12 protein-coding genes are annotated in these 11,509 nt (G+C 63.3%); 4 read left to right on the forward strand and 8 right to left on the reverse strand.

What is annotated here, in order from left to right:
- Positions 1 to 123: 123 nt before the first annotated feature.
- The 6 genes from adk to KY495_RS01995 all read right to left on the reverse strand — a co-directional run bounded on the left by adk (position 124) and on the right by KY495_RS01995 (position 3,986).
- Positions 124 to 780: an adenylate kinase gene (gene adk / locus KY495_RS01970; RefSeq protein ID WP_219882106.1), complete on the reverse strand. Its 657-nt coding sequence runs from the start codon at positions 778 to 780 to the stop codon at positions 124 to 126.
- Positions 781 to 953: 173 nt separating this feature from the next.
- On the reverse strand, positions 954 to 1,712 hold the full coding sequence (kdsB, locus tag KY495_RS01975; protein WP_219882107.1) for a 3-deoxy-manno-octulosonate cytidylyltransferase: 759 nt from the start codon (positions 1,710 to 1,712) through the stop codon (positions 954 to 956).
- Positions 1,713 to 1,724: 12 nt separating this feature from the next.
- Positions 1,725 to 1,895 carry a Trm112 family protein gene (locus KY495_RS01980; protein WP_219882108.1) on the reverse strand — a complete coding sequence of 57 codons (171 nt, stop codon included), beginning with the start codon at positions 1,893 to 1,895 and terminating at the stop codon, positions 1,725 to 1,727.
- Positions 1,876 to 2,907: a tetraacyldisaccharide 4'-kinase gene (gene lpxK / locus KY495_RS01985; RefSeq protein ID WP_219882109.1), complete on the reverse strand. Its 1,032-nt coding sequence runs from the start codon at positions 2,905 to 2,907 to the stop codon at positions 1,876 to 1,878. Before lpxK ends, KY495_RS01980 begins: the two co-directional genes overlap by 20 nt.
- 30 nt (positions 2,908 to 2,937) lie before the next feature.
- Positions 2,938 to 3,381, reverse strand: a complete 444-nt coding sequence (locus tag KY495_RS01990) for a biopolymer transporter ExbD (protein WP_219884014.1) — start codon at positions 3,379 to 3,381, stop codon at positions 2,938 to 2,940.
- Positions 3,381 to 3,986: a MotA/TolQ/ExbB proton channel family protein gene (locus tag KY495_RS01995; RefSeq protein WP_219882110.1), complete on the reverse strand. Its 606-nt coding sequence runs from the start codon at positions 3,984 to 3,986 to the stop codon at positions 3,381 to 3,383. Before KY495_RS01995 ends, KY495_RS01990 begins: the two co-directional genes overlap by 1 nt.
- Before the next feature lie 1,129 nt (positions 3,987 to 5,115).
- Between KY495_RS01995 and xseA the strand changes: the two genes are divergently transcribed.
- The 4 genes from xseA (at position 5,116) to KY495_RS02015 (ending at position 9,657) form a co-directional block, all read left to right on the forward strand.
- Positions 5,116 to 6,477 (forward strand): exodeoxyribonuclease VII large subunit, encoded by a 1,362-nt coding sequence (xseA, locus tag KY495_RS02000; protein ID WP_219882111.1) that lies wholly within the window; start codon positions 5,116 to 5,118, stop codon positions 6,475 to 6,477.
- Between the two features lie 83 nt (positions 6,478 to 6,560).
- Positions 6,561 to 7,139: a superoxide dismutase gene (locus KY495_RS02005; protein WP_219882112.1), complete on the forward strand. Its 579-nt coding sequence runs from the start codon at positions 6,561 to 6,563 to the stop codon at positions 7,137 to 7,139.
- A gap of 179 nt (positions 7,140 to 7,318) precedes the next feature.
- Positions 7,319 to 8,917 carry a proprotein convertase P-domain-containing protein gene (locus tag KY495_RS02010; protein ID WP_219882113.1) on the forward strand — a complete coding sequence of 533 codons (1,599 nt, stop codon included), beginning with the start codon at positions 7,319 to 7,321 and terminating at the stop codon, positions 8,915 to 8,917.
- Between the two features lie 53 nt (positions 8,918 to 8,970).
- Positions 8,971 to 9,657, forward strand: a complete 687-nt coding sequence (locus KY495_RS02015) for a response regulator transcription factor (protein ID WP_219882114.1) — start codon at positions 8,971 to 8,973, stop codon at positions 9,655 to 9,657.
- Between the two features lie 16 nt (positions 9,658 to 9,673).
- Here the strand turns inward: KY495_RS02015 and KY495_RS02020 are convergent, their stop codons facing one another.
- Positions 9,674 to 10,366: a hypothetical protein gene (locus KY495_RS02020; RefSeq protein WP_229518463.1), complete on the reverse strand. Its 693-nt coding sequence runs from the start codon at positions 10,364 to 10,366 to the stop codon at positions 9,674 to 9,676.
- Positions 10,367 to 10,370: 4 nt separating this feature from the next.
- On the reverse strand, positions 10,371 to 11,258 hold the full coding sequence (locus KY495_RS02025) for a MipA/OmpV family protein (protein ID WP_219882115.1): 888 nt from the start codon (positions 11,256 to 11,258) through the stop codon (positions 10,371 to 10,373).
- Positions 11,259 to 11,509: the final 251 nt, after the last annotated feature.

Consider the following 11,509-nt stretch of genomic DNA (forward strand, 5'->3'; position numbering starts at 1 on the left):
AGCCCGTGCGGGTCAACCATACTGCGTACTGCAAAACTTTGAATCGAAATCGTTCGTGGGGATGACGGGCATCCGCAAATGAAAAACGGACCTGTTGGGTCCGCTTTAAGTACTGCTTGCTGCTTACTGCGCCAGTGCCGCGAAGGCTGCGTCGCGAATCGTCTCGACAGGTCCTACACCGGAGATGCGGCGATACTTGGGCGCACCGGGCAATCCCGATTGCGACCACTGGTTGTAGTAGCCGAGCAAAACTTCAGTCTGGTTGTGATACACCTGCAGGCGCTTCTTGACGGTTTCCGCTTCATCGTCGGGACGCTGCACCAGCGGTTCGCCCGTGAGGTCGTCGACCATGTCGGTCTTGGGCGGGTTGAATTTGGTGTGATACACGCGGCCCGATGCCGGGTGCGACCAGCGTCCGCTCATGCGCTCGACGATCAGGTCGTCGGGCACGTCGATTTCCAGCACGTAGTCAACGCCGATGCCGGCATCTTTCATGGCGTCTGCCTGCGCGATGGTGCGCGGGAAGCCGTCGAACAGGTAGCCATTCTGGCAGTCTGCATCCTGGAGGCGGGCCTTGACCAGGCCAATCATGATGTCGTCGGATACGAGGCCGCCTGCATCCATGACTTTTTTCGCAGCCATCCCCAGTTCGGTGCCAGCCTTGATCGCCGCACGCAGCATGTCACCGGTAGAGATTTGGGGGATGTTGAACTTTTCCTTGATGAAGTTAGCCTGGGTGCCTTTGCCGGCACCTGGTGCTCCTAACAGAATGAGACGCATGAAAATTCCTAAAACAGATTTTAAAATTAGTGGCGATGCATATGTGACTACCTTGGTACGAAACTTACCACAAAAGTATGTGAAAACGCCAATCCGGGCCGGTTTTGCACATTTTTTGCTTGATCCAGCGCAGAAACTGCGACGATCGCCTGATCAGTATTTCGCCGCCTGTGCTAGCCGGCCATTGCCTGGAAACGGGCCTGCACGCGCGCCAGGTCTTGCGGCGTATCGACCCCGGCTTCGGGTGCGGCGTCCGTGATGTGCACGGCAATCGGAAAGCCATGCCACAGCACGCGCAGCTGCTCCAGCGCCTCGATCGCTTCCAGGGGCGACGCGTCGAGCGCGGGGTACTGCTGCAGGAAACGGTTGCTGTAGGCGTACAGGCCGATGTGGCGCAGCGGCTGGTAACCGGCCGGCAAGGCGCGCGATGTGGCAAATGCATCGCGGTGCCAGGGGATGGTGGCGCGCGAAAAATACAGCGCGTTGCCGTGCTTGTCGAGGACCACCTTGACCACATTCGGATTGAAGGCGTCATCGGCCTCGCTCAGCGGATGGGCGCAGGTGGACATGGGGACCGTGGCACTGATGCGCGCGGCTGCGGCGGCCAGCAGTGCCGGGTCGATCAGCGGCTCGTCGCCCTGCAGGTTGACCACTACCGCGTCGTCGGCCAGCGCCAGCGTGCGCGCCACCTCGGCGATGCGGTCGGTGCCCGATGGATGGTCGCTGCGCGTCATGCACACTTCCACGCCATGGGCGGTGCACGCTGCGGCAATGTCTTCATGGTCGGTGGCGACGATGATGCGCCCGGCCCCCGACAGCGCGGCGCGCTCGGCGACCCGCACTACCATGGGCTTGCCGCCCAGGTCGGCCAGCGGCTTGTTGGGCAGGCGCGTGGACGCCAGGCGGGCTGGGATGATGACAATGAAACCCATCAGCAGCCCATTTCAGACCGGTTCGATCTTGCGTGCCTGGTCGGCCCACATGATGGGGATACCGTCACGCACGGGATAGGCCAGGCGGTCGGCTTTGCAGACCAGTTCCTGCGCGGTCTTGTTAAATTCAAGCGGCCCTTTGCAGACGGGGCAGACCAGGATGTCAAGCAATCGAGCTTCCACGGCATTTCTCCACAATGTGTTCAGCCAGCGCGCCGTCAAGCTGCGCCGTCACCGGAACCACCCACAGCCGCGGGTCGTCCCTCAGTTGTTTAATTTGCCTGCATTTTACTGCATCCTTCTCCGTGATCAGGATGATCTCGGCGTCGGCCTGTGCGAACGGCTGGTCCAGGAAATCGTGATGGTCGGGCAGCGGCAGCTCGGCGCAGGCCAGGCCAGCCGCGCGCAGCATGGCAAAGAAGCGGCCCGGATTGCCGATGCCGGCGGCAGCGAACAGGCGCTTGCCCGCCAGAGCGGCAAGCGGCACACCCTGCCCCGGCGCCAGCAAAGGCTCGGCCTGGGCGGCGACGAGTTCCATGCGTACCGGCGCGCCACCCACCTGCGCGCACAAGTCGGGCGTGAGCGTCGGCGCATTGATGACGGTGAAATCGCGCCGCCGCGACACCGGTTCGCGCAGCGGCCCGGCCGGCAGCAGCCAGCCGTTGCCGGTACCGCGCCCGTCGAACAGCACGATCTCCACATCGCGCTGGAGGGCGTAATGCTGCAGGCCGTCGTCGGAGATGATGATGTCCACCTCGGGGTAAGCGGCCAGCAATGCGCGTCCGGCGTCAGCGCGCACTCGGCCGACAAACACCGGGCAGCCGGTGCGCAGCGCCATCAGCAGCGGTTCGTCGCCGGCTTGCTGTGCCGGCGAATCGGGCGTCACTTCGCGCACCGCCTCGCCACTGCTGCCGAAACCGCGCGAGATGATCCCGGGACGGTAGCCAGCCGCCCGCAGCACCCCTGCCAGCCAGATGGTCAGCGGCGTCTTGCCGGTCCCGCCAATATAGATATTGCCCACCACGACCACCGGTACCGGCAGGCGCACGGAGGCCTTGAGGCCACGGCGAAACAGGGCCGCGCGCACGCCCGCCAGAAGCCGGAACAGCAGCGACAAGGGCCACAGGGCGCAGGCCAGCAGGCCGCGCCCTTGCCAGGCGCGGGTCAGGGTGGATTCGAGGGAGGAGGAAGACATGGAAGGCGCAGCCGGCCAGCAGGCCGCGCCTTACTTCTTGATGCCGGTCTGCGCGGCGAAGGTCAGCTTGTCGTAGCCGGCAATGCGGGCCGCTTCGAGCACATTGATCACCATCTGGTGCATCGCGAACTGGTCGGCGTTGACGATGACGACCGGGCTGGCGGCGGCGCCTTCGGACGGGGCGCCGGCGCTGGCCGCGCGCTTCATGTCCTCGGCCAGGTCGGCCACGCTGCGAAACGATACCGGGTTGTTGTTGATGGTGTAGTTGCCCTTGGCGTCGACGGTGATGTTCAGTTCAAATGGCTTGTCGAGCGCCTTTTCCGCGTCCGCCGTCGGCAGGGTGATCTGCAGTTCGGTGAACTTGCTGTAGGTGGTCGTCACCATCAGGAAGATCAGGATGACCAGCAAGACGTCGATGAAGGCGATCAGGTTGATCTCCGGTTCCTCGCGCTTGCGGCCACGGCGAAAGTCCATCATTTGCGCGCACCGTGGACAACGTCGACGAATTTGACTGCCTGCAGTTCCATGTCGATGATGAAGCTGTCGACCAGGGCGCGGAAGTGGCGGTAGGCGACCAGCGACGGCATGGCCACGGCCAGGCCGAAGCCGGTGTTATACAGGGCTACCGAAATGCCGTGCGCCAGCTGGGCCGGATTGGTACCGGTGGCATTCTGGGCGCCGAAAATTTCGATCATGCCGACGATGGTGCCGAACAGACCCATCAGCGGCGCCAGGGTGGCGATGGTGCCCAGGGTGGTGAGAAAGCGCTCCAGCAGGTGGGCCACGCCGCGCCCTGCTTCCTCGATCGACTCCTTCATCATTTCCCGCGGCGCTTCCACATTGCGCAGCGCGGCTGCCAGGACGGTTCCCAGCGGGGAATTGTTTGCCAGCTTCTCGACCACGTCATTGGTGATCTTGCCGTTGTGGTAGACGCGGATCACTTCGTCCAGCAACTGCTTGGGCAGCAGCTTGGAACGGCGCAGGTAGATCGAGCGCTCGATGATCAAGGCGAGGGCAATAACGGAGGCCAGGACCAGAAACCAGATTGGCCAGCCAGCAGCTTGAAGGATGGGAAGCAAAACAAACTCCTGAGTGAGGTATTACCGGATAGAACAGACCCCGGCAATGTAACGTGTTGCCAGCAACTCGGCAAGTACAGTTCTGCACAGCGAGTGTGGATAAGATTGTGTGCAATAACTTGGCGGCTATTTTAAGTCTTTGATTCGCCAGTGAAAATTGCCGTCGCCCGAAATTTCGGCAGCACAAAAATAATCGTTCGCCTCTTCCGGCGACCATGACGCGCGGGGAGTTCTGCACATCCTGTGTGGACAAGATTGTGAGCAAGCACCTGTCACAGTGCCCAAGCCATTGATTTTGCTAGGGAAAAGTGTAGTGCCAAAAAGAAAGGCAGCACGCGCTCTGCATCGACGCAAAAAATTTGGCCCCGCTCTTGACGACTTCTGCACATATTTTGTGGACAAGTTTGTGTGCAAGGCTGCGGGGACATGCCCAAGTCCTTGAAATCAAAGACAATTCCCCAAGTGCACCGAACATGGGCAGCAGGGCGGTGCGGGCCGCCGTCTGCCGCATTTGCAGGCCGAGGTTCTGCACAGCCAATGTGGACAACTTTGTTATCAAGTGTCCCGGGGGCTGGACAAGCCCTTGTTTCTTAAGGGTTTAAAGGGATTGCTCAATCGCGCAGCAGGCTTCACTATGCCGCGCACGCCCCTCTATTTCCCCGTCCTTATGCACACAAAGTGTGGATAACTTTGTGGGCTATGCCTGGCGCTCTTGCCTACCGCCTTGAATTTAAAGGAATTTTCTCACTTGCTCAAAGGGGAGGCGCGAGCCGACATGGTGCGAAACGCAAACGCCCACGTGCACTTATACACAACCGCTGTGGACAAGGCTGTGCGCAAGGGGTCTCTGAACAATGCAAGCCGTTGATTTGCCTCCAGAAATCTGTTTAGCCTATAAATCAATCGCCTGGAACGCCAAAAAGATATGAAGCATTTCTGTGGATAACTTTGTGAGCAACTTGACCGGACAAGTCAGATGTCCTTGATCCTAAAGGCTTTTCGCCTATTGCACACGAAATACGCATCCCTGGAACTTCCTTTAAAATCAGCCACTTACAAATTTTCCTTGTCAACCGCGGCGGAGTATGACATAAGCATGACCGCCAAAAATTTTTGTGGACAGCTTCCCATGGACACCTTGTTCGAGCCCGATCGCAGTTACCACGCACCGCCCGTTCTCACGGTCAGCGCCCTCAATGCCCAGGTGGCGCGGCTGCTCGAAAGGTCGTTCCCGCTGACGTGGATCGGCGGCGAGATTTCCAATTTCACGCGCGCCAGTTCCGGGCACTGGTACTTCACCCTGAAAGACGATGGCGCCCAGGTGCGCGCGGTCATGTTCCGCGGCAAGGCCCAGTACGCCGGCTTCATCCCGCGCGAAGGCGACAAGGTGGAAGTGCGCGCCCTCGTGACCCTGTACGGGGCGCGCGGCGACTACCAGATCAACGTGGAGGCGATCCGCCGCGCCGGCGTGGGCGCACTGTACGAAGCGTTCTTGCGGCTCAAGGAAAAGCTGACGGCGCAGGGTGTCTTCGACGCCGACCGCAAGCGTGGCCTGCCCCTGTTCCCGCGCGCGATCGGCATTGTCACCAGCGCGCAGGCGGCGGCCCTGCGCGACATCCTCACCGCCCTGAATCGGCGCGCGCCGCACGTGCGCGTGGTGCTCTACCCTGCCCCGGTCCAGGGCCAGGGCGCGGCCGAGCGGATTGCCGCCGCCATCGACACGGCTTCGCGCCGCGCCGAAGTGGACGTGCTACTGGTCTGCCGCGGCGGCGGCTCCATTGAAGACCTGTGGAGCTTTAACGAAGAAGTGGTGGCATGGGCGATTGCCGAATGCAGCATGCCGGTCATTGCGGGCGTGGGCCACGAGACCGATGTGACGATCGCCGATTTTGCCGCCGACATGCGCGCCGCCACGCCGACGGCGGCGGCCGAACTGGCGGCCACGCCGCGCGCCGACTGGATGGGATCGCTCGCAGCGGACGCCACCGACCTGCGCCGCGCCATGCGCCGCACGCTTGGTGACGCCAGCCAGGGCCTGGACAACTGGTCGCGCCGCCTGCTCAGTCCCTCGGCCCGGATCGGCCACCGGCGCCTCGAACTGGTGGCCCTGTCGACCGCCATGACGCATGCGATGCGCGCACCCGTGCAGCGCCAGGGCTACCTGCTGGCCCAGCTGCGTGCGCGCTGGGCCAGCCACCGCCCGGACGTGCGCGCCCAGCGCACCGACGTCGCCACGCGCGAACGGCGCCTTGGCAGCGCGCTGGCACACCAGCTGGCGCGGCGCCGCCATGCGCTCGATGCCCTGTCGGCCCAGCTGGAATTGCTCAACCCCCAGCGCACCCTCGAACGGGGCTATGCCATCGTGCGCGACAGCGCCGGCACGGTGCTGCGCGCACCGGGCCAGATCCGGGTCAACGAGACGCTGTCGGTGCGCCTGGCCGAAGGCACGGCCCAGCTTGGCGTGGCCAGCGTGCAGGGGACGCTTGAATAAGCTGCAGCGAAAACGCAGACGAATTACAATAAGGGTCGTTTCCGAAGAATTAACGCTTTTCAAAAACCAACAAAGGACAAGATATGGAACATACATTGCCGCCGCTGCCGTACGCCATGGATGCACTCGCCCCCCACATCTCGCAGGAGACGCTGGAGTACCACTATGGCAAGCACCATCAGGCCTATGTGACCAACCTGAACAACCTGATCAAGGGCACCGAGTTCGAGAACATGTCCCTCGAAGAGATCATCACCAAGTCCTCGGGCGGCATCTTCAACAATGCAGCCCAGGTCTGGAACCACACCTTCTACTGGAATGGCATGAAGCCAGCCGGCGGCGGCACCCCAACGGGCGCCGTGGCTGACGCCATCAATGCCAAGTGGGGCTCGTTCGACAAGTTCAAGGAAGAATTCACCAAGTCGTGCGTGGGCAACTTCGGTTCCGGCTGGACCTGGCTGGTGAAAAAGTCCGATGGCGCCGTGGATATCGTCAACACCTCCAACGCAGGCTGCCCGCTGACCACCGGCGACACCCCGCTGCTGACCTGCGACGTATGGGAGCACGCCTACTACATCGATTACCGCAACCTGCGCGCCAAATACGTCGAAACCTTCTGGGGCCTGGTCAACTGGGACTTCGTGAGCAAGAACTTCGCCTGAGCGCACTGCACGTTCCACCAAAAAGCCACCGTCCGGTGGCTTTTTTATTGATGGCGCCTTTTCGCAAGGCGCTGGCACCAAATCGCAAGACCGCGCTCGCCGTGCTTGTTTATGCTCTTTTGCTTAACAATCCATATTGTTAAGAACTACATAAATAGAAACGTATTCCGGAGACTGCCATGATCCACCGCCTCACCCTTACCGCGCTGCTGCTTGCGGCCGGCGTCAACGCTGCCCAGGCCGCCGAACCATTGTTCCACCCGTCCACATTACACGCCACGCCAATGGCCGCCCCCATGGCCGGCGCGCCTTTCGCCGGCGACAGGAAAGTCAAGCAGGCCCGCCTTGGCCTGCACATGAACCCGCGCGCGGTGGCGGCAAGCGCCATCACGCTGCAGCTGCCCGGTGGCGGCAGCCTCAGCGCAAACCGGGTGGCCAGCTACGCCACCGCCAGCGGCTCGACCGTGTGGGTGGGCAAGCATGGCAGCGCCGCGCCGGGCAGTATCGAGGCGGCCGCCGAGGAAACCGTGCTCGTCGTACGCAACGGCAAGGTCACCGGCACCGTGCGCCATGACGGCAAACTGTACCGCATCCGCGCCGGCGCCGATGGCAGCCACGGCGTGGCAGAAATCGACCAGGCAGCGTTCCCGCCCGACCACGTGGAAAAGGAATACCGGCAGCAACTGAACCTGGGCAGCGAGCGCAGCCACGGCGAGACGGCGCCCCTGCCTGCCAGCACCTTCACGCCCATGCTGCTGGCCACCCCCGTGGTGCGGGTGATGGTGCACTACACCCCGGCCGCGCGCAATACCACCAGCGACATGGCGGCGCTGATCGACCTGGCGATTGCCGAAACCAACCAGGGTTACATCAACGCGGGCGTCAATATGCGGGTGGAACTGGCCCACGCGGCGCCCGTCAACTACACGGAAAGCGGCAGCAACAGCACCGACCGCAGCCGCTATGCGGACGTGGACGACCGCGTGATGGATGAGATCCACGGCCAGCGCAACACCTATGGTGCCGACGTCGGTGTGCTGATGACCGAGGGCAACAGTGGCTGCGGCAATGGCACCATCCACGCATCAAGCACCTCCGCCTTTGTTGCGGTCACGGCCGACTGCGCAACCGGCAATTATTCGTTCGGCCACGAACTGGGCCACCTGTTCGGGGCCCGCCACAATCCCGAGGAAGACAGCAGCACCTCGCCCTACTCCTACGGCCACGGCTACCTCTCGCCCAACCGCGACTGGCGCACCATCATGGCCTACAACTGCAGCAACGGCTGCCCGCGCATCAACTACTGGAGCAATCCCGCCAAGACCCGCAACGGCGTGGCCATGGGCACGACCACGCGCTCGAACAATGCGCGCGTCCTCAATGAGCGGGCAGCCGTGCTGGCGGGATTTCGCGCCACGCCGGCCACGGGCACGCCGGTGTCGGTATCGAACACGGGCGACTACACGATTCCCGACAACCTGGTTGCCGGCGTCTCGAGCCCGGTTTCGGTCACCAGCGGGGGCAATGCCGGCACGGTGACGGTCACGGTCAATATCATCCACCCGTACATTGGCGACCTGGTGGTGGACCTGATCGGCCCCGATAACGCGGTGTACAACCTGCACAACCGCAGCGGCAGCAGCAGCGACAACATCCAGCGCAGCTACAGCGTGGCGGTCGGCGCCAAGCCGCGGGTGGGCACCTGGAAGCTGCGCGCCAGCGACCGCGAGGCGCGCGACACGGGCCACATCGAGAGCTGGACCTTCAAATCGCAGTAAGCGCCTCGTGTTCTCCGCGCCGCTCTTATACAATAGGCGGCGAGGAGAATGCCATGTACCGTGTAATGCTGGTGGAAGACGATATGCGCCTGGCGCAGCTGGTGACCGAATACCTGAACGGCTACGAGTTCACGGTCGATCTGGTCACGCGCGGCGACCAGGCGCTGAGCAGCTTCAAGACGCTGGCGCCCGATATCGTGGTGCTCGACCTCATGCTGCCGGGCCTGGACGGCATGGTGGTATGCCGCCAGATCCGCGACCACAGCGATGTCCCCATCCTCATCCTCACCGCGCGCGAAGACTCGTACGATGAAGTCTCGGGCCTGGAACAGGGCGCCGACGATTTCGTCAACAAGCCGGTGCAGCCGCGCGTGCTGCTGGCGCGCCTGCGCGCCCTGCTGCGCCGCGCCCAGGGCAAGGCGGAGCCGGAAGGCCAGGGCATGGTGTTCGGCCAGCTCCATATCGCCGTGAGCGACCGCAGCGTGACCTGGCGCGGCCAGCCCTGCGTGCTCAGCAACACCGAATACAAGCTGCTGCTGGTGCTGGCCGAATCGGCCGGACGGGTGCTCTCGCGCGACGCGCTGCTCAAGAAAATGCGCGGGATCGAATTCGATGGCCTGGACCGCAGCATCGACAACTGCATCTCCAAGCTGCGCCGCAAGTTCGACGACGCCGACTCCGAAAAAATCAAGACGGTGTGGGGCGAAGGCTATCTGTTTTCGCCGTCGGCCTGGGGCTGAAGGCTGCCGCCAGCGCTTACTCGTAGACCGGATTGATTGCCAGCGGGGCGTTGGTGGTCACCACCTGGTTGCGGTCGGCCGGGTCGCCAAAGCGGTAATGGACAACCCTGAATCCCTGGAAGGGATCGCCCTTGAAGGCCGGGCCTTCGTACACCGGCAAGAGGGTGTCGCCCTTGCGCAGGCGCACGCCCGGATCGGCCAGGTCGGGCGCAAACACGAAGCGCACCCCCACGCAGCGCGCCGCCTTGAGGCTGGCGTCGACATGATGCTGGTAGGCCAGCGCCTGCTCGCACGCCTGGCGCAGGTCGGCCGGATCGTACACCCCGTCCGGCCGCACCACGATCGATACGCGCGGGCGGAACAGGAACTGGCTGACCTTGCGATTCAATACCAGCGCCGCGTTCTCATCGTAGGCCGACTTCAGGAGCGGGAACACGGTGCGGCCGGTGGCGTCGAGCGGCAGATTGAGCCTGGTGGTCTTTCCCTGCAAGGTCAGCTGCAAGCCTTCGGGCGACACGCCAGGGTCGCGCGGCATGATCTGGAAGTGGTTCTGGATCAGGTGCTTGTCCTTGCCGTACTTTTCAAACACCACCATTGCGCGGTAGGCGTCGCGGTAGCTCACCCACTGCCCTTCCACGGCCTGGCCCAGGGCGTGACCACCCATGAACAGGAGCGCGGCAAAAGCGGACAGGTGGCGGAAAGTGTGCATAGAGTCAGAACCGGTAAGCCAGGCCAGAAGAAACCGAAACACTGGTGGGCCGCTGAACCAGCGGGCTATGGCGGGCGTCGCCGTTGACCCGTACCACGCGCACGCTGCTGGCGAGCATCCACTGCGGCGACAGGGCCCAGTTCCAGCCCGCGCTGAGCGACACATCGCGCACGCCGCCGCCCGGTGCATAAGGGGCAAAACCGCTGCGCATTGATTCGGCGCCGGTGACACCAAAAAAGCTGGCATTGTGCTGCCGGTTCACCAGCGTCATGCCGGCAGCCAGGGTCAGGCGATGGTGCGCCGTCAGCTCAAGGGCGGCGCGCTGCAGGCCGATGCTCCAGGCCAGTCCGTCACGGGCATTGCCGGCGCCGTACAGCACGCTGTTGGTCACACGCAGGGTCGGATTCAGATACAGATTGGCAAACAGGCCCAGCTGGGGACGCGCAGCAATCTCGTCCATGCCGGCCAGGCCGGCCGTGCCAGGGCGCGGCAGGCCGGTCTCGCCCAGGTTCCCGAATTCATCCTGGATGCTGATCCGCCCGCCCGCCGCGGGATCGGTCACGCTGCCGACAGCCTTGCTGCCATGGCGGTCGCGCCCTGAATGCAGAGCCACCAGCGGACCGTACTCGACAGTAGGCTGGCGCGACAGGTGCATGCCCGCCATGAGACCGGACACGAATACGCCGTTACTCCACTGCAGCTGCAGCAGCGGCAAGGCCCGCACCTGGCGCTCGCGGGCGCCCAGGTACAGCGGCGCGGAGACGGCGCCCGCGCCCAGGTACAGATCGCGGCTGCCGTCCGGCATCGGATTGATCGCCGGCGTCTGAGCGGCAACTGCGCCGCAGACGCAGGCAAGTCCTAGGGCAAGAAGCGGGGCAACAAGCGTTTTCATGGTCGGGCCCGGGTTCGGAAAGCTGTATTTTACCTTGCCGAACGTCATCCTAATTTTCGCTTACTGATTGTTACTTGACTAATGCGCAACAGGCTGCATGATCAGCGGCGTGGTATGCGGTGGCGGGCCGGACCTCGCCCAGGCCGATGCCGGCCCGGGCTGCCATCCCCTCAGGCAATGGCGGTACTGCGAATAAAAAAAGCCCACGATACTTGCGCATCCGTGGGCAAACGGAAATCGATGTGTTCATC

Source organism: Massilia sp. PAMC28688 (genome assembly GCF_019443445.1).
Classification (GTDB): domain Bacteria; phylum Pseudomonadota; class Gammaproteobacteria; order Burkholderiales; family Burkholderiaceae_D; genus Telluria_A.

Coding starts and splice junctions, on each gene's coding strand:
- adk (WP_219882106.1), bottom strand. CDS start 780: ATGCGTCTCATTCTGTTAGGAGCACCAGGTGCCGGCAAAGGCACCCAG.
- kdsB (WP_219882107.1), bottom strand. CDS start 1,712: ATGGGTTTCATTGTCATCATCCCAGCCCGCCTGGCGTCCACGCGCCTG.
- lpxK (WP_219882109.1), bottom strand. CDS start 2,907: ATGTCTTCCTCCTCCCTCGAATCCACCCTGACCCGCGCCTGGCAAGGG.
- KY495_RS01990 (WP_219884014.1), bottom strand. CDS start 3,381: ATGGACTTTCGCCGTGGCCGCAAGCGCGAGGAACCGGAGATCAACCTG.
- xseA (WP_219882111.1), top strand. CDS start 5,116: ATGGACACCTTGTTCGAGCCCGATCGCAGTTACCACGCACCGCCCGTT.
- KY495_RS02005 (WP_219882112.1), top strand. CDS start 6,561: ATGGAACATACATTGCCGCCGCTGCCGTACGCCATGGATGCACTCGCC.
- KY495_RS02010 (WP_219882113.1), top strand. CDS start 7,319: ATGATCCACCGCCTCACCCTTACCGCGCTGCTGCTTGCGGCCGGCGTC.
- KY495_RS02015 (WP_219882114.1), top strand. CDS start 8,971: ATGTACCGTGTAATGCTGGTGGAAGACGATATGCGCCTGGCGCAGCTG.
- KY495_RS02020 (WP_229518463.1), bottom strand. CDS start 10,366: ATGCACACTTTCCGCCACCTGTCCGCTTTTGCCGCGCTCCTGTTCATG.
- KY495_RS02025 (WP_219882115.1), bottom strand. CDS start 11,258: ATGAAAACGCTTGTTGCCCCGCTTCTTGCCCTAGGACTTGCCTGCGTC.